Below are 20,362 nucleotides of genomic sequence, written 5' to 3'. Positions count from 1 at the left end.
GCGTCTCGCGATGGTGAGTCCGACCAGGCGCGATCGTTGCCTGGGTCAACAGCCGCGGTGACGCTGGCGGGGACCAGCACCTAGACAGGTAGGCGAAACCCCAGGCCACCAAGGTGAAAGTCGCACCAGTGGCGTAGAGCTCGTCAGCGCTGACGACGCGGTCGGAGAGCATGTAGCGGAGGAGACTGTACGCCGCGTAGATGGAGAATGCGGCGTGTAGCACACCGGAGATCGCGATCACGGGCTCGGTCGGGTTGAACGCGGCGGGCGCTCCCGAACAGGCTCACCGGGTGTTCTCCTGAAGGGCTGCTTCCTCGGTTCCCGCACGCTCGGCTTGCTCGCGCGCGGCTTCTTCGCGGGCAGCCTCTTCGCGGGCGGTCTCCTCGCGGGACGCGATGATGGCGGCGCGGCGGGCCAGGCGGTGGGTTCGGCGGATCTCGGCCTCGCGCATCCGCCGGCGTTCCTCATCCGTCTGCGGGACGACCTGCGGCACCTCCCGCGGCTGCCCGTCCGCATCGACCGCGACGAACACCAGGTACGCCGACGCCACGTGGACCTGCGGCCCGACGGAATCCCACCGATCAGCAGTGATCCGTACGCCGACCTCCATCGAACTGCGCCCGGTCCAGTTCACCTGCCCGCTGAAGTGCACGACGTCGCCGACCCGCACCGGTACCAGGAACACCATCTCGTCCATCGACGCCGTGACCGCCGGCCCACCGGAGTGCCGCGCGGCGACCACTCCCGCGACCGAGTCGACCAGCGTCATGATCACGCCCCCGTGCACGGTGCCGAGCAGGTTGGTCTCGTTCTGCGCGGTGATGTGCGACAACGACAGCCGCGTCTCGGAGGTCGGCCGCGACGACGGACTGCTGGACATGCTGACTCCTTCGGACGTACCTGGTGGGATCTGCGCAGACTATCCCGGCGAGTTGTCCACAGGTTCGAAATCGCAGGCTGCGGCGGGTGCCGATCCTCGTACCTTCTCTGGCGAGGAGGTGGCCCCGATGACCATCGACAGCTTCACCGAATATGCCCACAGCAACAACTTCGACTGGGCCGACCCAGTCCTGACCCCCTTGACCCGCAGCCAGGCCACGCACTTGGTGCACCTCGGCCTGGCCGTCGCGACCCGGCTCGGGCTCGACGTCGCCTACGAGGGCGGCGCGGCCCTCGTCCCGGTCGAGCCGTCCGCCGAAGGCCCGGTCCTCGGCCTGAGCAACCTCGCGCGCACCCTGTCGCGCTACGAGGAGCAACGGTGGCCGGCCTTGGTCGAGGAGCACTTCGTCCAACTCCTCGACTGCCTCCGCAACGGGCCGCCACCCCCGCCCGAAGACCCCGAGCGAGAACTACTCCAACGCCTCGTCCCTCGCGAAGCGCTCCCCACCCACTGGAGCGAGGACCGCTCCGACTTCGTGCCCGGTCTGATGTCCGTCCCCGCCACCATCAACGACGGCACGGTCACCATGTACCTCGAACCACCCGACCTCGGCCTCACCTGGCCCGAAGCCGAACGCTTCGGCCTGGCCAACCTGCGCCGCCTCACCGACCACGTCGAGTACCTAGACAACGACGACATCCGCATCGCCTTCGTCACCGGCACCCCCTTTGCCGCGTCCCGAGCTCTGGTCCTGGACACCGTCCTCCGCGATTCCCTCCACCTGGACCACCACCCACCCCACGGCCTCCTAGCCGCCGTCCCCGCCCGAGACCTCCTCCTACTCCACGTCATCAAAGACCTCTCCGTCATCCCCGCCCTAGGCCTCCTCCTCAACCTCGCCGCCCGCTCCCACACCCACGACCCCGGCCCCCTGTCCCCCGAAGTCCATCTGGTCACCCCCACCACCCCCACCCCTGAAGCCGGCCCCGACCCCAGCCACCACCCCTTCACCTGGCACCCAGCCACCACCACCTCCCCCGACAGCACCCCCCTCCGCCTCTCCCCCCACCTCGAATCCCTAACCAAACTCCTAGCCACCCACGAACCCCCACCACCCCCGCACTAACCGGCTCCCCCCATCACCAGTCAACGGCCGCAAACTCCAACGCACACCTCACACACCCCACCCCCTCACCAGGCTGCGTAAAGCCCGGATGCAGGGGCCGCGGCACTCAGCACCTGACCGACCACCTCGACACGGCAGGCACGACCGCACCGCGACACCGCAGCGACAGGACGGGACATCGGATACGACGGCACGACGCATTCGGAAGGACGGACGCCATCTGCCGACCAGGAGCGCTCCCCGAGGACACCACCTCCGAAGGCTCGACACGGACTCGCGCAACCCAACAGACCAGCGGTTGCCGAAAGGTGCCCTTGGCAACCATACGACGCCTGAGCGACGTCGGGAGGGGGCAAAGCCGACGTACTCCCGCACCGGACAGCTGGGCCTGACCCGGCCAGGCCGGTATCCGCGGCAAGTCGCCCAGGCGATGGGCCAACACCACCATCCCCGACCCGGCCGCCGCGCACACCCGGCTACCGCGGCACCGCCGAAAATAGGAGGGACAGAAACAAGATCACGAATGAAGTCTCACCAAGTCATGGAGATGTCCGAGGTCACGCGTGCGGTCGCGGCTGCGACTTCGATCGCCGCGTCGCTCGACCTGCCAGTCAACGACGCAATCGTTCTTCACAACTCGAACAAGCTGGCGCTGCGGCTGGCGCCGTGCGACGTCTTTGCCCGGGTCGCCCCTGTCGGGCAAGAGGTTGCACAGCTCGAAGTCGAGCTCGCTCAACGGCTCGCCGAGGTCGGGTGCCCGGTGGGTGCCTTGGAGCCTCGGGTGGACCCGCTTGTGTACACGCGCGATGGTTTCGCAGTGACGTTGTGGACCTACTACGAGCCCGTGACACCTCACGTCTCACCAGTCGACTACGCCAAGGCGCTGGAGCGGCTGCACGCCGGCATGCGCAAGGTTGATGTGGAGAGCCCGCGGTTCACGGATCGAATCGCAGAGGCGGAAGAAATCGTTGGCAACCCGGATCTCTCGCCGGAGCTCGCCGACGCAGACCGCGTGTTCCTCAGCAGCAGGCTGGGACGCCTGCGACGGGCGATCGACGACCGCGGCGCCGCGCAGCAGCTGCTCCACGGCGAGCCGCATCCAGGCAATCTGCTCAGCACGAAGAACGGCCCGTTGTTCATCGACTTCGAGACGTGCTGCAGTGGACCCGTCGAGTTCGATCTCGCCCACGTTCCCGAGGCAGTCTGCGAGCACTACCCGGGCGTTGACCAAGGACTGCTGGACGAGTGCCGGCAGCTCGTTCTCGCGATGGTCGCAGCGTGGCGTTGGGATGTTGGCGACCAGTTTCCGAACGGGAGGCGATTCGGAGAGGAATTCCTGCGTGCGCTGCGCGAGGGTCCTCCTTGGCCGACACTCGACACGATGTCCAGGCGACTGGATGGTCAGTAGAAATCGCCGAAGGTCACCTGAAAGCAGCACTCTCGGCTACCGCAGCCCCGCCGAATACGAGGAACAGAACAAGATCGCAAAGGTAGCCTGACCAAGTCATCAGCCCTGTCCGTCAGAGCGGGGCAACGCCACAGCCAGAGTCAGCTGGTGGGCGGTGTGAAGTGGCCTGGCCAGTCGGAGTGGCGGATTCGGGTGATGGAGCGGACCTCGCCCAGGGTCGACCACTCGTTCTTGCCGAGGCGGGCCAGTGGGCGGAGCCGCTGGATCTCCGGGTGATCGCCGACCATGACTGACGCGTCGATGGCCAGGTGGCGGACGCGGCCGATGACGAGGGTGCAGTCGCCGAGTTCGAGGGTGGTGTGGAGGGTGCATTCGATCGCCACCGGCGACTCCGCGACCCGTGGTACGGCGACGGTCCGCGACGGCTCGGTGTGTACGCCGACCGCCTCGAACTCAGACACCTCTGGCGGGAAATTCGTCCCCGACGCGTTCACCTGCTCGTACAAGGGTTCCGCGGCGAAGTTCACCACGAACTCGCCGGTTGCCTCGACGTTGTTGAGGCTGTCCTTCCGCCCGACCGACGTGAACTGGACCATCGGCGGCTGTACGCACGACACCGTGAAGAACGAGTGTGGCGCGAGGTTCAGCACCCCGTCGGCGGAGCGGCTCGACACCCACGCGATCGGCCGTGGGACCACCACGGAATTCAGCAGGGCGTAGAACTCCCGCCGGCCCACGACATCCGGATCCACATCGACACGCACGGTCGCAGTACATCAAATCCGGTGGACGCCACTGCACCCCGGCACAAGGATCGAACAGACGGATCGCCGCGAACCACGGAGGCACAGCTTGGACGAACACACCAAACCCCCAGCCGATGAACTCCCGAACCAGACGCCGAAGAACCTCGCCGACCAGGTGGCGGAGGTGGTTCCGGAAGAGGTGGGGAATGTGGTTTCGGAGCAGGTGCGGGCGGAGGTTGCCGGCCGGGCCGCGGGTGCGGGGCGGAACGGAGTGGGGGATGTGGTTCTGGGGCGGGTGGGGGTGGTGGGGCGGCGGTTTGGGGTGGGGGCTGCTGAGGTGGTGGAGGTTGTGGGTGGGGTTGCCAATCGGGGGTTTGTGGTGGGGGAAGGATTGTTCTTGCGGGTGGCGCGGCCGGGATTCGAGGGGGATTTGCGGAAGGAGACCGCGGTGATCCCGGTGGCGCGGGCAGCGGGTGTGTTGACGCCGGCCATCATTGAGTACGACGAGAGCCGGACGGTGATCGACGCGCCGTACGTCGTGATGGAGCGGGTTCACGGCAGCGAGCCGATCGACGTGCCGACCGGGCTGGGGGAGCAACTGGCGCGGTTGCATCGCGCTCAGGGGGTCCAGGTGCCGGGCCTTCCGGAGGATGGGTGGGGTGATCCGTGGCGGACGGTCGACGACCTGGCGGACCGCGGCTACTTGGATGTCGGTACGGCCAAGTGGTTGGCGGGGTGGTTCACGCGGTTGGCGGGTCGGTTCGATCGGGATCGGCCGAAGGTGCTAATTCACGGAGATGTTGCCGCGCACAACCTTCTCGCCACCCCGGACGGGCGGCTGACAGGCCTGATCGACTGGGGTGACGCGGCGCTGGCTCCGGCGGAGGTGGACTTCGCCAAACTGCCGCTCGAGCACGTGGCCGCGATCCTTCCCGACTACGTTCATCACACGGAGTCCGCCGTACCGGAGGAAGAACTGGCGGCGGCAACCGTTTGGTTGCACCTCGAGTGGGCGCTGGGGAAGTTGCCGGCCGACCCCTGGCCCGGGCAACGACACTGGACTGCACCACCCGCGAGTCGCGTCCTCGGGATTCTCCGGTTCTTCGCGTCCGCTCCGCCCGCCCCCTGGTCCACCCTCACTTGAACGGATCAAGAAGATGGGGTTCTGGGTGTCAGCGATGGGATTTCTGCTGTAAAACAAGGGGTTTTGCACTTGTTGGGACATGGGGCAGACTGGGGTTCCGTGACTGATTATGTGGCGGCCGAGGGCCGGTATGACGACCAGATGGCTTATCGGCGAACGGGGCGGAGCGGGTTGGAGCTGCCCGCGATCTCGCTGGGGCTGTGGCACAACTTCGGCGACGACAAGCCGTTCACCACGCAGCGCGACATCCTGCGGCGGGCGTTCGACCTCGGCGTCACGCACTTCGACCTGGCCAACAACTACGGTCCGCCGTACGGCTCGGCGGAGACGAACTTCGGGACGCACTTCGCGCGTGACTTCAAGAAGTACCGCGACGAGCTGATCCTGTCGACCAAGGCCGGATACGACATGTGGCCGGGTCCGTACGGTCAGGGCGGCGGCTCGCGGAAGTACCTGCTCGCTTCGCTGGACCAGTCGCTCAGCCGGATGGGCGTCGAGTACGTCGACATCTTCTACTCGCACCGGTTCGACCCGGACACGCCGCTCGAGGAGACGATGGGCGCGCTCGACACCGCGGTCCGCTCGGGCAAGGCGCTGTACGCCGGAATCTCGTCGTACTCGGCGGATCGGACCCGGGAGGCGGCGCGGATCCTTGGCGAGATGGGCACGCCGCTGCTGATCCACCAGCCGTCGTACTCGATGCTGAACCGCTGGATCGAGGAGGACCTGCTCGACGCCGTCGGTGAGCTCGGCGTCGGCGTGATCGCGTTCTCGCCGCTGGCCCAGGGTGTGCTGACCGACCGATACCTCGACGGCGTCCCGGCGGACTCCCGCGCCGCGCAGGGCAAGTCGCTGAACCCGGACTCGCTGACCGAGGACACGCTGAAGCACGTCCGCGCGCTGAACGAGATCGCCAAGGAGCGCGGCCAGTCCGTCGCTCAGCTCGCACTCGCCTGGACTCTGCGCGACGACCGCGTCACCAGCGCTCTGATCGGCGCCTCCAGCGTTGCGCAGCTCGAGGACAACCTCGCCGCGGTCCGCAACCTGAAGTTCTCCGCCGACGAGCTCGAAGCCATCGACGCCGACGCCGTCGAGGCCGGCATCAACCTCTGGAAGAAGAGCTCCGACTCCTGACCCCTCAGCCCCGCCCGGCCTGCTCGCGCAGGCTGGGCGGGTCGCAGGTGATCAGCGGGCCGCGGCTCGCCAGCGAGTGAGGATGTCGTCCGAGGCGACCAGCCGGTCGGGCTGGTTGTACCGGAGGAAGTCGCGTACGGCGCGATTGTCGGTCTCGTCCCCGAAGTCCTGACCGGACACCAGGTCGGGCGGCACGACATAGTCGTACCCGCGCTCCTGGGCGCCGAGAATCGCGTACAGCACGCAACACACCAACTCGACTCCGCAGATCACCAGCCCGTCGATGTCCGCGACGGTCAGCCATTCGACGAACGGCTCGCTCTGCCAACTGTCGAACCGGTCCTTCACGATCACCTCGGCGCCGGCCACCGGCGGGATGAACAGCTCGGCACCCCAGGTGCCCGCGGCACACAGCCCGTCCGCCTTCTCCCAGCGGCGCTGGCGCTCCGTCAAGCGATCCAGGTCGAGAACCTGACGCGTGTACACCACCCGAGCCCCGAGCTCGGCCGCTTCCCTGGCGAAGGCGTTCGCCCGCAGGGCCGCGGCGGCGTTGTTCGTGTTCGTCACCGGTCCGTCGCCCGCGGCTTCGGGGCTACAGAAGTCGTTCTGGAAGTCGATCAGGACCACGGCGACGCGATGGAGATCGAGTCAAAAGAAGGATTCAGCCATGCCCGGCAGCCTACGACGGCACCGGGCGCACCCGCTCGACATGTTCCGGACCGTCGCCGCGTGCGAGACGTCGGCCGAACCCGTCGGTCACGGAGTGGGTACGGGTGGTTGCGGTTCTTCAGGGACGGGCACAGGCTGGGATGAGACCCTCCTGGAGGTGGTTGCCATGACCGCTTCGACGCTCGAAATGGCCCTGACTTACGAACATGCCCGGATTCGCGAGCTGGCCGGGCCGGCTCACCACCCGGAGGCCGCGCGCCCCGAGCGCAGGCATCAGACCGACTGGTTCTACGCGATCGCGGCCCAGCATCTGGCCGCCGCCGAAGACGTCCTCCTCCCCCACGTACGGCGCCTGCCCGACGGCGAGGATCTGGTCACCAGGTACGTCGGCAACGCGAAGAGACTGGAGCGCTCACTGCGTTTCCTGAAGGGACGTCAGTACGGCGACAGCCGGTTCATGGACCTGCATCCCGACGAGCTCTGGCAGCAGATCGACCAGCTCCTGCTGCGGCACGAGACGATGGAGACGGAGTACAGCCAGCGGATCTCCGAGCACCTCGACGACTCGGACGTGAACACGCTGACCGAGGAGCTCCTCGAGGCCGAGGAGGTCGCACCGACCCGAGCGCATCCGTTCTCCCCGCACACCGGGATGGCCGGCCGGATGGCGCACCGCATGTGGCGGATGGCCGACAACGCGTGGGACAGCGCCGAGGGACGCGTCGTACCGATCAAGTACCACGTCCACCCGAAGCGCGACTCCGCGCTCTCGCACTACCTGTACGGCACTCCCCTGTCCCCGGAGGACGACCACAAGTAGGTGACCGGGCCCGGCCCTCGGATGCCTCCGAAGGGCCGGGCCCGGTCTGCCGGCACTCACTGCGCCTGGTTGTGGGGCCGGCATGGTCCCACCTCCGCTGCGCCTGGTGTGCGAAGGTGGGTCCCTTTGCGTCCTCCCCCGCTGCGCCTGGTGTGCGGAGGAGGACGGTCCGTGGGTCTACTTCAGTCCGTCGATCGCCTTCTTCGCGCCGGGGTGCAACGGCACGGGGTCGGTCTGGTCGGCGTTCTCCAGTGTGATGCCCTTGGCCGCCACGTTCACCGCGACCAGCGCGTCCTTGTTGTCGTTGATGAAGGCACCTTCCAACCGCGGTAACACAGCAGCGTGATCGGCAGGACCGCTGCGAGAAAGATCACCAGGTAAAACTGCGTGCCTTGTGGTAATGGGAAGAACACCTGCGCGAGCACGCCGACGCTGACGATCGTGCACCAGACCGCGATGGCCAGGTCGAGGGCAGGCCGAAGCCGCCGAGCAGGCCGTTCTTGCTCGTACTCGGCGAGCTCTTCCTCGGAGGGCGTGGTCAAGCCACCCCCCGTGCCGATACCGACAGTCATCGATCGGTTCCCTCCTGTGTCCGGAAGGCTAGTGTCGGCGAACACGGGGTGGAGTCACGTGATTACGTCTTTACCAAGATCTGACACACATGAGCGTCTCCTGGCCTACGATCACCGCATGAGTGGCGCGGTACGGATTCTGTTGGTCGAGGACGATCTCGATATCGCCAATGCCCTGATACCTGCGCTGCGGCGCTACGGCCTGATGGTGACGCATGTCCGAACGGCCGCGGACGCCCTCGCGGCGGACCCCGGCGACCTGGTTCTGCTGGACCTCGGGCTGCCGGACGGGGACGGTATCAACGTGTGCCGGCAGATCCGGACGGTCTCCGACGTCCCGGTGATCGCGGTGACCGCGCGGGGCGAGGCGGCCGACCGGGTCCGCGGGTTGCGCAGCGGCGCCGACGACTATGTGGTGAAACCGTTCGCGATTTCCGAGCTGCTGGCCCGCATCGATGCTGTACTTCGTCGTACCGGCCTCCTGCAGCCCCGCCCCCGGGTGACCGTCGGAGACCTGACCGTGGACATCGAGGCCCGGACGGTACAGGTGGCGGACAAGCCCATCAGTCTGACCCGCAAGGAGTTCGACGTGCTCGCTGTGCTGGCCGCTCACCACGGCCGGGTGGTCCCCCGGGAACAGGTGGCGCTGTACGCCTGGCAGTCCGTGTTCGAGGCGTCGTCGCGGACCATGGACGTGCACGTGGCCAGCCTGCGTGCCAAGCTCGGCCGGCCCGAGCTGGTGCAGACGATCCGCGGTGTCGGTTACCGCCTGGGTTCGGACTGACCGTTGCGCCGTCGCCTGCTGCAGTCCCTCGTTCCGATGGTGATCGCACTCGCCATCGTTGCCGTCGTACCGCTGGCCAACTACATCGCCACGAGCACTTCGCGCACCCTGTTCCTGTCCCGCAGTAACGACGCGGACTGGTTCGCCACGATGGCGGAGTCCCCGCTGCAGACCGGTGACATCGCCAACCTGCGTGAGCTGGCGGTCCGCTACCACGAGCTCTACAACACCCCGGTGTTCGTTGTCGACGTCGACTCGCGGGTGGTCGCCACCTCGGTGTCCGGTGTGAACGTGAAGGAACCAGACATCGAAGCCGCACTGCACAGCACCCTGGCGGGCCGGCTGCCGGCCGAGCCGCCGCCGCTGTGGCCGTGGCGCTCCGGCGAGATGGTGGTGGCCCGCCCGGTCGTCAACAACGGCAGCGTGCTCGGTGCTGCCGTACTGCGGGTGCCGACCGAGAAGGCCCGTGACCAGGTGCAGCGCGGCCTGCTGCTGCTCCTCGGCGGCCTGCTGATCAGCATCGGCGCGATCATCATCGGCATCGTCCGGCCGATCACCCGCTGGGTGCTGCGGCCGCTGAAGGACCTCGACAACGCGACCCACCAGATCACCCGCGGCGCGCTCGACACCCGGGTGTCGACCGACGGACGCGCCCCCGAGCTGCGCCGGCTCGGCGACAGCTTCAACTCGATGGCGCTGAGCCTGCATCAGGCCCGGCAGCGCGAGCGCGAGTTCGTCGCGGACGCGTCGCACCAGCTGCGGACGCCGCTGACCTCGGCCCGGATCCACATCGAGGGTCTGTCCCGGCTGTCGCCGACCGCGCGGTTCGCGCTCAGCGACATCGACCGGCTCGGCCGAATCGTCCAGCGGCTGTCCCGGCTGGCCGGCTCGGACCGCCCGGGAGCGGATGCCGAGGGCAACGAAGAGCCGCTGGACCTGGCCCAGGCGGTGAAGGAGCGCCTGGTCGGCTGGAAGGCCGTGTACGCCGCCGACGACCTGGAGCTGATCATCGGCGAGATGGTGCCGGGCGGGGTCGCGCCGGAACTCGAGGTGGACGACATCCTCGACGTACTGCTCGACAACGCCTCCAAGTACGGCGCTCCGCCGGTGGAGGTCTCGGTCACCCGGGACGGCACCGAAGTGGTGATGTCGGTGCGCGACCACGGGCTCGGGCTCGGGTCGCGCGACCTGAAGAAGGTCGGCGAGCGGTTCTGGCGCAGCGCGCACCACCGGGAGATGCCGGGCACCGGTCTGGGGCTGGCGATCGTCCGCTCCGAGGCGGCCCGGGTCGGCGGCCGCGTGGTCGCCCGTCCGCCGATCGGAGGCGGCCTGGTGATCGAGGTCCGCGTCCCCCTGATCGACGACTACGAGGTCTGAGCGTGCCGCTCCAGGCAACAGTCCGGCCCCATGACCCCCGCGCCGGAGGCGCGCAAGGCGTACAGCTCAGATGTGGTTGTTGCGGTACCAGCGCTCGGCGGCGGGGTGCAGCGGGATCGGCATCGTCGCGATCGCAGAGCGCGGGTCCAGCGATCCGGCCTCGGGGTGGTTGCTGTTGACCAGGTCGTTCTGCCGGCGGAACAGCGTGTTGACCGTCCACCAGGCCCACGAGTCGGACAGGGTCGAGTTGGCCACCAGGTAGTTCGGGATCGCCAGTGTCGGCACCGAACTGGCCAGCCCGTACTGCGACGGCGGGATGGACGACACCACATAGCCACCGAACCGCCTGAGCGCGATGTCCTCGGCCACTGCGCCGATGTCGAGCAGCCGGAACCCGACGGAGGTCTGCAGCGCCTTGATCGGATCGGTCGGCACGCCACCGCTCCAGATCATCGCGTCGATCCCGTTGGGGTTCTTACCCTCGGCCTTCTCCTTCAGTTGCTTGACCGACTCCTCCAGCGTCAGGTACCGCTTCGTCACCGTGATGCCGGCGGTGGCCAGGATCAGGTCCGCGACGACCCTGGTGCCGGAGGTGGACGGACCGACGCTGACCACCAAGGGCTTCTTTCTCGGCTTGTTCGGGTCCGGCTTCAGATCGTCGAGCTTCGACGCCGACGAGGCCATCGGGACGACGAAGTGGACGTAGTTGTCGTACATGCGGGCCAGCGCAGTGAACCTCAGCCGGCCGCTGTCGAACATCCCGGTGCCCTCGTAGGCGGCCAGCGCGGAGTCCGACGTGCTGAAGCCCAGGTCCGCCTTGCCGCTGTCCACCTTCATCAGGTTGTCGACCGACCCGTTGGTGATGATCGGCTTGAGCTCCATGCCGGTGACCTCGCTGACCAGCCCGCTCAGGGCGGCGCCGAACGTCGCGTAGACACCGCCCTCGTTGCCGGTCGCGAACGTCGCCGACCCAGCCGGGGCCGGCTCGTCCGCACGGCCGCGGGAGCATCCGGGCAGCAGCAGGGACGACGCGGCGGCGGCACCGAGACCGAGCACGCTGCGCCGGGTCATCCCAGTCGGCCGGGCAGGGGTCAGCAGGCGGGGGCGATCCATGCAGGACAACCTAGACAACAAGAGGTGCTCCGGGGTAGCCGAGCCGCGGCCTGCAACCGAACCGCTACCCGCAGGTACGGCGCCGGGCCGGTGGCGACCCGACCGGACGGTGGGGTGGGGACGGTGGTTGACCCGACCGGGCGGCGGGGTGGGGACGGTAGTCGACCCGACCGGGCGGTGGGGCGGGGAAGGGAGGTGGACTGCGTCTGGACGGGCCAGGGGTGGGTGTGACAGCGTTGTCATGCAGCGGCCGCGTGGGTCGCGCGACAAGGCACGGCCCAACCCCCCGGAGGATGATTTCGTGCACGACGACCGTCAACTCATCGAGGAGCGGCTCCAGCGCGCCCTGCGGGAGCGGATCCGCCCTGCGATCTACGGCGCGGCGGTCCCGCTGGACATCGAGGTGTGGCACGCCCCCGGTGAGCCGGTGTCCCCCGCCGAGGCCCTCGCCCAGACCTTCGAGCCGGCCGCGATCGGCCTGCCGTGGGGTCCGGCCTGGGGAACCGCGTGGTTCAGGTTCAGCGGCCAGGTGCCGGCCGAGTGGGCCGGTAGCGAGATCGAGGCCGTCGTCGATCTCGGCTTCAGCGGCGGCCCCGGGTTCTCCGCGGAGGGCCTCGTTCACAGCACGTCCGGCGTACCGCTGAAGGGTCTGCACCCGCGGCAGACCTACGCCCCGCTGTCGATCCTCGGCCCCGACGGTACGGCGGCCTCGCCCGGCGACACCATCGAGTTCTACGTCGAGGCGGCCGCCAACCCGGAGATCCCGCTCGACAACGCCTACGCGAAGACCGACATCGGCGCCAAGCTCGGCGAGACGCCGATCTATGCGCTGACTCGCGCCGACCTGGCCGTGTTCAACGCCGAGGTGTGGGACCTGATCCTCGACCTCGAGGCGCTGGACAGCCTGCAGAAGGAGCTGTCCCTGCAGGAGCCGCGCCGCCGGGAGATCCTGCGGGCATTGAGCCGCGCCCTGGACGCCCTGGACTACGAGAACGTCGCCGGCACCGCGGCGGACGCCCGCGCGCAGCTGACCGACGTACTGAGCCGGCCGGCGCACGCCAGCGCGCACCAGCTGTCCGCGGTCGGGCACGCGCACATCGACTCGGCCTGGCTCTGGCCGCTGCGGGAGACCCGGCGCAAGGTGGCCCGCACGGTCTCGAACGTCGCCACCCTGGCGCAGGAGTACCCGGAGCTCGTCTTCGCGTTCTCGCAGGCCCAGCAGCACGCCTGGGTTAAGGACAACTACCCGCAGGTGTGGGAGCGGCTGAAGAAGGCCGTTGCCGACGGCACCATCGTTCCGGTGGGCGGCATGTGGGTCGAGTCCGACACCAACCTGCCCGGCGGCGAAGCGCTGGCCCGGCAGTTCGTGCACGGCAAGCGGTTCTTCCTGGACGAGTACGGCATCGACACCCAGGAGGTCTGGCTGCCGGACTCGTTCGGCTACACCGCGGCGCTGCCGCAGCTGGTGAAGCTGTCCGGGTCGAAGTGGTTCCTGACCCAGAAGATCTCCTGGAACAAGGAGAACAAGTTCCCGCACCACACCTTCTGGTGGGAGGGCCTGGACGGGACCCAGGTGTTCACCCACTTCCCGCCGATCGACACCTACAACTCCGACCTGTCCGGTCGCGAACTGGCGCACGCGCAGCGGAACTTCGCCGAGAACGGCGCGGCGACCCGGTCGCTGGTCCCGTTCGGGTACGGCGACGGCGGTGGCGGCCCGACCCGCGAGTTCGTCGCGACCGCGCGCCGGGTGGCGAACCTGGAGTCCTCGCCGAAGGTGACCATCGAGTCCCCGACCGAGTTCTTCGCGGCCGCCGAAGAGGAGTACGCCGGGCACGCGCCGGTCTGGTCGGGTGAGCTCTACCTGGAGATCCACCGGGCGACGTACACCTCGCAGGCCAAGACCAAGCAGGGCAACCGGCGCAGCGAGCACCTGCTCCGCGAGGCCGAGCTGTGGTCCGCGGCGGCCGTGGTGGCCGGCAAGCTGGACGCGTACCCGTACGAGGACCTGGACCGGATCTGGAAGGCCGTGCTGCTGAACCAGTTCCACGACATCCTCCCGGGCTCGTCCATCTCCTGGGTGCACCGCGAGGCCGAGGCGACGTACGCGAAGCTGGCCGCCGAGTTGGAGGCGATCATCGCGACCGCCCAGCAGGCGCTGGCCGGCTCCGGCGACGCGCAGATCGTCTTCAACGCGGCACCGCACTCCCGCAGTGGCGTCGCCGGTCTGGGCGCGGGCATCGCCGTCGGCCAGGGCCAGGCGGTGTCGGTCGAGAACGGGGTCCTGGACAACGGGGTCATCCGGGTCACCATCGACGAGCGAGGGCTGATCACCTCGCTGTACGACGTCGAGGCCCAGCGCGAGGTGATCGCGCCAGGTGCCGCGGGCAACCTTCTGCAGCTGCACGTGGACACTCCGAACCACTGGGACGCCTGGGACGTCGACTCGTTCTACAAGAACAACGTCCGCGACGTGACCGAGGTCGACAGCGTCGACTTCAGCACCGTCGAGGGTGTCGCGACCGTCGTGGTGACCCGGTCGTTCGGCCGGTCCAGCGTGACCCAGACGCTGCGGCTGCGGCCGGGCGCGAAGCGGGTCGACATCGAGACCACGGTCGACTGGCACGAGGCCGAGAAGTTCCTCAAGGCGGCGTACCCGGTCGACGTGCACGCCGACCGGTCGGCGTCGGAGACCCAGTTCGGGCACATCTTCCGGCCGACCCACCAGAACACCTCGTGGGACGCGGCGAAGTTCGAGATCGCGGCGCACCGCTGGGTGCACGTCGGCGAGCCCGGGTACGGCGTTGCCGTGGTCAACGACTCGACGTACGGCCACGACATCAACCGGACCGCCCGCGAGGACGGTGGGACGACGACCACGATCCGGACCTCGCTGATCCGGGCGCCGCGGTTCCCCGACCCGAAGACCGACCAGGGCGTGCACACCGTGAACCACGCGCTGGTGGCCGGCGCCGGGATCCCCGAGGCGATCGAGGAGGGCTACCGGATCAACCTGCCCGAGCGGGTCGTCACCGGGGCCGGCGGGGTTGAGCCACTCGTTGCCGTTGACAACGACAACGTGATCGTCGAGGCGATCAAGCTGGCCGACGACCGGTCCGGCGACGTCGTGGTCCGCCTGTACGAGTCTTCCGGCGGCCGCTCGCGCGCCACCGTCACGCCGTCCTTCGGCGCGGCGTCGGTGACCGAGGTCGACCTGCTCGAGCGCCACCTGGCGGACCGGGACCTGCGGGACAACGGAGTCTCCTTCGAGCTCCGCCCGTTCCAGATCCTGACGCTGCGCTTCACCCGCTCCTGACCCACCGGCACGAGCCGGGGGCTTGAACACCCCATGGGGGCCTGAGACAGGCAATAACCTGTCTCAGGCCCCTAGCTCCTGTCCCGGCCCCCGCGAGCCGGCCGCCGGGGTCGCCGCGGCGCTTGGCGCATTCGACGCCCGGCGTTCACCCGGCTGACGTAGCGTGAAGCCATGGCTCCGACACCTTTGCTCGGTTCCCGGACGCTCGACCGGCAGACGGCGCGCACGCTGCCGCCCGGTCCGCGATGGCCCACGCTGGCTCAGACCGTATTGTTCGCGAGTCATCGCCGGACGTTCTTCCCCCGGATGCGGGCCAAGTACGGCGATGTGTTCACGATCCGCCTGGTCCCGTCCAGCCGCGTGTGCGTCGTACTGAGCCGGCCGGACCACATCCGCGAGGTGTTCGGCAGTCCGCCGGCGGTGATGCACGCGGGCGAGGGCAACATGGTCCTCGAACCGATCATGGGCTCGCACTCGCTCCTGCTCCTGGACGACGAGGACCACGTCCGGATGCGGCGGCAACTGATGCCGGCCTTCTCCGGCCAGGCACTGCGCGGGTACGCCGGGATGGTGCACGAGTTGGCTCGCGCGGACGTCGCGAAGTGGCCGGTCGGCACGCCGTTCAAGGTGCACGAGCGGATGCGGAACCTGACCCTGGAGATCATCCTCCAGGTCATCTTCGGCGTGACGGACACCGACCGGCTGAACATGCTCCGGCCGCTGCTGGACAAGATCGTCTCGGTGTCGCCGGTGATCATGCTGGGTGGGTTCTACCCGGCGCTGCTCCGGATCCGGCCGTGGCGGACCTACCTGACCACCCAGCGGCAGGTCGACGAGATCCTGTACGACGAGATCGCCAGGCGCCGCGGGAACTTGGGCGGACGCAACGACGTACTGTCCCGGCTGCTTGCCGCGGGCAACTGGACCGACGAGGAACTGCGGGACCAGCTGGTCACGCTGCTGCTGGCCGGGCACGAGACGACCGCGACCGCGCTGGCCTGGACGTTCCACGAGCTGGCCCGCCGCCCGGAGGAGCTGGCCTTCGGCCAGCGGGCCGCGGACGCCGATGCCGACGACGAGCTGGAGGCGATCGTCAAGGAGGCGATGCGGCTGCACCCGGTCGTCTACCAGGTCGGTCGCCGGCTGACCGAGACCGCGGACGTCGCCGGCTACCGGTTGCCGCGCGGTACGACGATCATGGCTGCGATCGGACTTGTGCACCGCGACGGGGAACACTTCCCGATGCCGATGGACTTCCGGCCGCAGCGTTTCCTGTCCGACGATCCGCCGGCGCCGGGGACGTGGATCCCGTTCGGCGGCGGAGCGCGGCGATGCATCGGAGCCGGCTTCTCCCTGATGGAAGGCACCGAGATCCTTCGCGCCGCGCTCGCCGCCTACAACTTCCAGGCTCCCGACCCGAAGCCCGAGCCGGCCCAGGCCAAGAACGTCACTCTGGTCCCGCGCCGCGGGTCCGTCGTGCGGGTCACGCCCAGGTAGGGCTCAGTCCTCGGGGTCGCCGACGTCGCCCAGGTCGACGTTCTCGTAGGACTCGAGGTCCTCCTCGTCGTCGTCCTCGAGCTCGAAGGAGTCCTCGTCGTCGACGACGTGGACGGCCGCCTCCTCGGCGGAGGCGGCGGCACCGTCGAGGCCGACGTCCTCGGCGACCAGTTCGTCGTCGGCGTCGTCGTGCGCGCCCTCGTCCGGGGCGACCAGGCGGCCGGAGCGCTGCACCCCGACCTCGGGACCGCCGACGTCCTCACCGTCCTCGGCGTACGGGTCGACGTCCGGCTCCTCCTGGGCGATCCGCTGGTCCAGCGTCTCCCCCTCCAGCGCCTCGTCGGCCGTCGTACCGAATCCTTCGCCCGCGGACCACTTCTCCGGCGGCGAGTAGCCCTCGTCGAGCAGATCGTCCACACCCCGGTCGTTCAGGGTGTCCTCCGCCTGCAGCTGGTCCTCGTCATCGACGCTGTAGCTGCCGTAGTCCTCACGGTTGTTCTCGGTCATGCAGCAACCTTGACCGTCGGGCGCGGCCGAAGCAAGCCGGAGGGCTCGTGCCGCAGAATGGGGCGCGTGGATCCGGTCAGGTTGACGTTGGACCAGTTGCGGGAACTGCGTGACGACATCGCGCCGTACGCCGCGCGCCGTTCGCGCGACTCGATCCGCCGCCGGGTGGACCGCCTGCGGAGCCGGTCCTTCTTCATCGGCCAGTGCGCCCTCGCCGCCGGCGTGGCGTGGGCCATCGCCCGGTACGTCGTCGGCCACCCGCAACCGTTCTTCGCGCCGGTCGCGGCGATGGTCTGCCTCGGGTTCAGCTTCGGTCAGCGACTGAGCCGGGTCGCCGAGTTGATGGTCGGGGTGGCGGTCGGAGTCGGCGTCGGGGACGGGTTCGTCCGCATCTTCGGCACCGGGGTCCCCCAGATCGTGTTCGTTGTCGCGCTGGCCATGAGCCTCGCCCTCCTGCTGGGCGCGGGCACGCTGATGAGCACCCAGGCCGGCGTTCAGGCCGCGCTCGTCACCACCCTGCTGCCGAACCCGAGCGCCGGCTTCAGCCGCTGGATCGACGCGGTCGTTGGCGGGCTGGTCGCACTGGCCGCCGCCACGATCGCCCCGGCCGCGGCGATCAGCCGTCCGCGGCAGCAAGCCTCCGCGGTGCTGAGCGAGCTGTCCGAGATCTTGGTCGAGACCGCCAACGGCCTCCGGTCCCGGGCGGAGGACGCGGCCGGCGACGCGCTGCGCCGGGCCCGCGCCAGTGAGTCACTCCTGGACGACCTGCGCAGCGCCGCGGACGAGGGCGTCGCGGTGGTCCGGCTGTCGCCGTTCCGTCGCCGGCACCGTGGCCGGGTCCAGGAGATCGCCGACCTCGTCGTACCGCTGGATCGCGCGATCCGGAACATCCGGGTCCTGGTCCGGCGCTGTGCGGTGGCGGTCTGGCGCGACGAGGCGATGCCGCCCGAGTTCCCGAACCTGCTCGAGCGCCTCGCCGACGGCACTCGGCTGATCGGCGAGTCGCTGTTCGAACCGCACGCCGACGTCGCCGCCCACCGCGTGCTCGGCGAGCTCGGCCGCCGTACGGCGGAGATGCCGCTGCCGACCGGACTGTCGGCGGTCGTGGTGCTCGCCCAGATCCGGTCCACCGTGGTCGACCTGCTCGAGCTGACCGGGACGACGTACGACGAAGCCCGCAAACTCGTCCCCCTCCGCCCCGACGGGCTGGATGAGAAGTAGCTCACACCAAAAGATCTGCCGGATTCCCGTCATAGCCGGGGTCGGGGTGCGTCTCACCGGCATGACGATCCACCGACTGATGACCACGATGGCCACCGAGCAGGGCCGCCTGCACGGTGACGAGCAGGTCGTCGAGACGACCACCCGGACCACGGACGACCGGAGCGACGCCGCCGCCGAGCAGTAACTGGCGCGAACCGGACGAACGGATCCCGGCAGCGCACCCGGACGGTCTTGCCCACCGAGCTAGACCGCACGGATGTCGCACACCAACGCAGAGGCGCCCCGTGCGAGGCGCCGCCGGATCCGTCTGGTGCACCACCACAGGGGTGCACCCAAACCACCCGCCGGCTGTCCTGACGCCGCTTGCGCGAGGCTCAGGCCGGACCGGCGGGTGGCTTTTTGCTTGCAGGGAAGGAGTGGAGAGGTTAGTTGCCGTAGGCCACGGTGATCTCGGTGGTGACCGAGTTGGCGATGAAGCACTCCTGGTGGGCCAGGTGGTGCATCCGCTCCAGCACCTCCGCGTCCGGCTCCGGGCCGGCCCAGACGATCTTCGGGTTCAGCGTCACCTGGGTGATCGCCAGCCGGCCGGCGTCGTTCTTCGCCATCACGCCGACCGCGTGGTCGTCGTACGCGTCGACGACCAGGCGCTTGCGCGCCGCGATCGCGAGGAAGGTGAGCATGTGGCAGGACGACAGGGACGCCACGAACGCCTCCTCGGGATCGACCGGGCCCGGGTTGCCGAGGTATTTCGGGTTGGCCGAGCCGGGCACGGTGATCCCGCCGTCGAAGCGCCACTCGTGGTCGCGGTTGTAGACGTCGTAGGTGAACTCGTGCTCACCGCGGCTCCAACTGATGTCGACCACGTGCTCCGACATGCTCAGCTCATCCTTCCGATAGGGCCGCCTTGGCGGTTGCCGTGACGGGATTGCATCGTACGGGAGTGTGCCCGGGCAGCTTGGCGACGAAGTCGCTGTCGTAGCGGGCGGCCATCCCGGCGACCGGGAAGTCCGTGGTCACCCACTGCGCGCCGCTGGCCAGCCCGATCCCGAGCCGGGTGTAGTCCTTGTCACGGATCGTCGCCATCGGCTCGTCCGACCGGGTCCGGACCAGATAGCCCTTCGTCACCAGCCGCTGGATCTCGGCCTGGTTCGCGCCCCGCGGGTCGTTCACCTCGGTGACCGCGGCGTCCGGCGCGCCTTCCGGACCGCGGGTGAAGACCGCCCGGCCCTCCAGGTTCGGCTTGCCGGCGGTGTAGATGTCGCGGATCTCACCGGGACCGCCGTTGTCGAAGTAGAACATCACCTGGCCGCGGACGCTGCTCAGCGTCGGCCAGCCCTTGGTCAGCACCGACTGCTCGAGCGTCAGGCCCGGCTTGCGGACGTCGTCCGGCGAGAGCAACTCGTCCGCGGAGAACACCGAGTGGATCTCGGTGTCGACGCTGTCCAGGTTCGCCGCGTCCCACGGCGGTGCCTTCACGCCACCGGCCGCGACCACGTTCGGGTCGGACTGCTTGAGTTCGAGGTTGATCGCGATCGGCACGTGGTTCGGGTGCTGGTCGGACCAGGTCTTCACCTGCCGCAGGCAGAGCACGAACGTGTCGCAGTTGGTGTTGTAGTCGAAGTCCGGAATGTGCATGACCTTGATCCCGGGCTGCGCCATCGCCGGGTCGGTCAGCGGACCCTGGCCGGTCAGCTTCCGGATCAGCGGGTAGGTGTAGAGCCCGCCCTGCGGGTCTGGGAAGAGGTCGAGTTCGAGCGACCGGACGTTCTGGTCCTCCAGTTGCTGGCTGATCGGGGCGTGCGAGTACCAGAGATCGACCGAGCCCGGGTTCTGCTGCTGCTGGACCTTCTGCTCGTTCGGGCTGAGCTCACGGTGGTAGGAGTTGTGCGAGCCCACCACCTGCATCTGGTTGAGACGCAGGCTGCTCCCGGCGGCGTGCGGTTCGTTCCGGGTGATCGCCGTACCCGCGAGTCCGGACGCCGCGATCGCGGTGGACGCGAGGCCTGCGACCACTGTTCTGCTCAAACGCATGTCGTTCCCCTCCT

At 68.9% G+C, this 20,362-nt stretch carries 19 protein-coding genes; 11 read left to right on the top strand and 8 right to left on the bottom strand.

Translation table 11 applies throughout. From position 1 onward, the window contains the following. Positions 1-283: 283 nt before the first annotated feature. A complete protein-coding gene (locus tag OG558_RS16160; protein WP_405071001.1) occupies positions 284-880 on the bottom strand; it encodes an acyl-CoA thioesterase in 597 nt (198 codons plus the stop codon). A gap of 127 nt (positions 881-1,007) precedes the next feature. Between OG558_RS16160 and OG558_RS16155 the strand changes: the two genes are divergently transcribed. Together OG558_RS16155 and OG558_RS16150 are read left to right on the top strand one after the other, a co-directional pair. After that, a complete protein-coding gene (locus OG558_RS16155) occupies positions 1,008-2,006 on the top strand; it encodes a hypothetical protein (RefSeq protein WP_405071000.1) in 999 nt (332 codons plus the stop codon). A gap of 523 nt (positions 2,007-2,529) precedes the next feature. Continuing rightward, positions 2,530-3,414 (top strand): phosphotransferase family protein, encoded by an 885-nt coding sequence (locus OG558_RS16150; protein WP_405070999.1) that lies wholly within the window; start codon positions 2,530-2,532, stop codon positions 3,412-3,414. Positions 3,415-3,554: 140 nt separating this feature from the next. On the opposite strand, the gene OG558_RS16145 is transcribed toward OG558_RS16150, so the two are convergent. After that, positions 3,555-4,178, bottom strand: coding sequence for a flavin reductase family protein (locus tag OG558_RS16145; protein ID WP_329483997.1), 624 nt, complete (start codon positions 4,176-4,178; stop codon positions 3,555-3,557). A gap of 88 nt (positions 4,179-4,266) precedes the next feature. Here OG558_RS16145 and OG558_RS16140 point away from each other — a divergent pair, with 88 nt between their 5' ends. Further along, positions 4,267-5,304 (top strand): phosphotransferase family protein, encoded by a 1,038-nt coding sequence (locus tag OG558_RS16140; RefSeq protein WP_405070998.1) that lies wholly within the window; start codon positions 4,267-4,269, stop codon positions 5,302-5,304. Positions 5,305-5,403: 99 nt separating this feature from the next. Then, entirely contained in the window at positions 5,404-6,438 is a 1,035-nt protein-coding gene (gene mgrA, locus OG558_RS16135; protein ID WP_405070997.1) for an L-glyceraldehyde 3-phosphate reductase, read from the top strand. A 51-nt stretch (positions 6,439-6,489) separates the two neighbouring features. On the opposite strand, the gene OG558_RS16130 is transcribed toward mgrA, so the two are convergent. Then, positions 6,490-7,065: a cysteine hydrolase family protein gene (locus tag OG558_RS16130; RefSeq protein WP_405070996.1), complete on the bottom strand. Its 576-nt coding sequence runs from the start codon at positions 7,063-7,065 to the stop codon at positions 6,490-6,492. A gap of 208 nt (positions 7,066-7,273) precedes the next feature. On the opposite strand from OG558_RS16130, the gene OG558_RS16125 reads away from it, so the two are divergent. Then, on the top strand, positions 7,274-7,927 hold the full coding sequence (locus OG558_RS16125; RefSeq protein ID WP_405070995.1) for a hypothetical protein: 654 nt from the start codon (positions 7,274-7,276) through the stop codon (positions 7,925-7,927). A gap of 275 nt (positions 7,928-8,202) precedes the next feature. Here the strand turns inward: OG558_RS16125 and OG558_RS16120 are convergent, their stop codons facing one another. Continuing rightward, on the bottom strand, positions 8,203-8,499 hold the full coding sequence (locus OG558_RS16120; protein ID WP_405070994.1) for a hypothetical protein: 297 nt from the start codon (positions 8,497-8,499) through the stop codon (positions 8,203-8,205). 118 nt (positions 8,500-8,617) lie between these two features. Between OG558_RS16120 and OG558_RS16115 the strand changes: the two genes are divergently transcribed. Both OG558_RS16115 and OG558_RS16110 read left to right on the top strand, forming a co-directional pair. Continuing rightward, positions 8,618-9,283, top strand: coding sequence for a response regulator transcription factor (locus OG558_RS16115; RefSeq protein WP_012918592.1), 666 nt, complete (start codon positions 8,618-8,620; stop codon positions 9,281-9,283). Positions 9,284-9,319: 36 nt separating this feature from the next. Beyond that, positions 9,320-10,660, top strand: a complete 1,341-nt coding sequence (locus tag OG558_RS16110) for a HAMP domain-containing sensor histidine kinase (RefSeq protein WP_329483991.1) — start codon at positions 9,320-9,322, stop codon at positions 10,658-10,660. Between the two features lie 66 nt (positions 10,661-10,726). Here OG558_RS16110 and OG558_RS16105 read toward each other — a convergent pair whose 3' ends face one another. Then, positions 10,727-11,773 carry a TAXI family TRAP transporter solute-binding subunit gene (locus OG558_RS16105; protein ID WP_405070993.1) on the bottom strand — a complete coding sequence of 349 codons (1,047 nt, stop codon included), beginning with the start codon at positions 11,771-11,773 and terminating at the stop codon, positions 10,727-10,729. A gap of 301 nt (positions 11,774-12,074) precedes the next feature. Between OG558_RS16105 and OG558_RS16100 the strand changes: the two genes are divergently transcribed. Together OG558_RS16100 and OG558_RS16095 are read left to right on the top strand one after the other, a co-directional pair. Continuing rightward, positions 12,075-15,089: an alpha-mannosidase gene (locus tag OG558_RS16100; protein ID WP_405070992.1), complete on the top strand. Its 3,015-nt coding sequence runs from the start codon at positions 12,075-12,077 to the stop codon at positions 15,087-15,089. A 171-nt stretch (positions 15,090-15,260) separates the two neighbouring features. Continuing rightward, positions 15,261-16,586, top strand: coding sequence for a cytochrome P450 (locus OG558_RS16095; protein WP_405070991.1), 1,326 nt, complete (start codon positions 15,261-15,263; stop codon positions 16,584-16,586). A gap of 3 nt (positions 16,587-16,589) precedes the next feature. Here the strand turns inward: OG558_RS16095 and OG558_RS16090 are convergent, their stop codons facing one another. Next, positions 16,590-17,093: a DUF5709 domain-containing protein gene (locus tag OG558_RS16090; protein WP_405070990.1), complete on the bottom strand. Its 504-nt coding sequence runs from the start codon at positions 17,091-17,093 to the stop codon at positions 16,590-16,592. Between the two features lie 66 nt (positions 17,094-17,159). On the opposite strand from OG558_RS16090, the gene OG558_RS16085 reads away from it, so the two are divergent. Both OG558_RS16085 and OG558_RS16080 read left to right on the top strand, forming a co-directional pair. Then, the gene (locus OG558_RS16085) at positions 17,160-18,314 is read left to right on the top strand and encodes an FUSC family protein (RefSeq protein WP_405070989.1); all 1,155 of its coding nucleotides are present in this window, start codon (positions 17,160-17,162) and stop codon (positions 18,312-18,314) included. A gap of 61 nt (positions 18,315-18,375) precedes the next feature. Continuing rightward, complete coding sequence (locus tag OG558_RS16080) at positions 18,376-18,501, top strand: hypothetical protein (protein WP_329483986.1); 126 nt, start codon at positions 18,376-18,378, stop codon at positions 18,499-18,501. A 241-nt stretch (positions 18,502-18,742) separates the two neighbouring features. Here OG558_RS16080 and OG558_RS16075 read toward each other — a convergent pair whose 3' ends face one another. Both OG558_RS16075 and OG558_RS16070 read right to left on the bottom strand, forming a co-directional pair. Beyond that, positions 18,743-19,192, bottom strand: a complete 450-nt coding sequence (locus tag OG558_RS16075; protein ID WP_405070988.1) for an OsmC family protein — start codon at positions 19,190-19,192, stop codon at positions 18,743-18,745. 7 nt (positions 19,193-19,199) lie between these two features. Continuing rightward, positions 19,200-20,348: a phosphatidylinositol-specific phospholipase C1-like protein gene (locus OG558_RS16070; protein ID WP_405070987.1), complete on the bottom strand. Its 1,149-nt coding sequence runs from the start codon at positions 20,346-20,348 to the stop codon at positions 19,200-19,202. Between the last annotated feature and the right edge of the window lie 14 nt (positions 20,349-20,362).

The sequence above is a fragment of the Kribbella sp. NBC_01510 genome (assembly GCF_045040325.1).
Taxonomy (GTDB): Bacteria; Actinomycetota; Actinomycetes; order Propionibacteriales; family Kribbellaceae; genus Kribbella.
The sequence above is the reverse complement of the archived record's forward strand: the minus strand, read 5'-3'. Positions and strand labels throughout refer to the sequence as shown.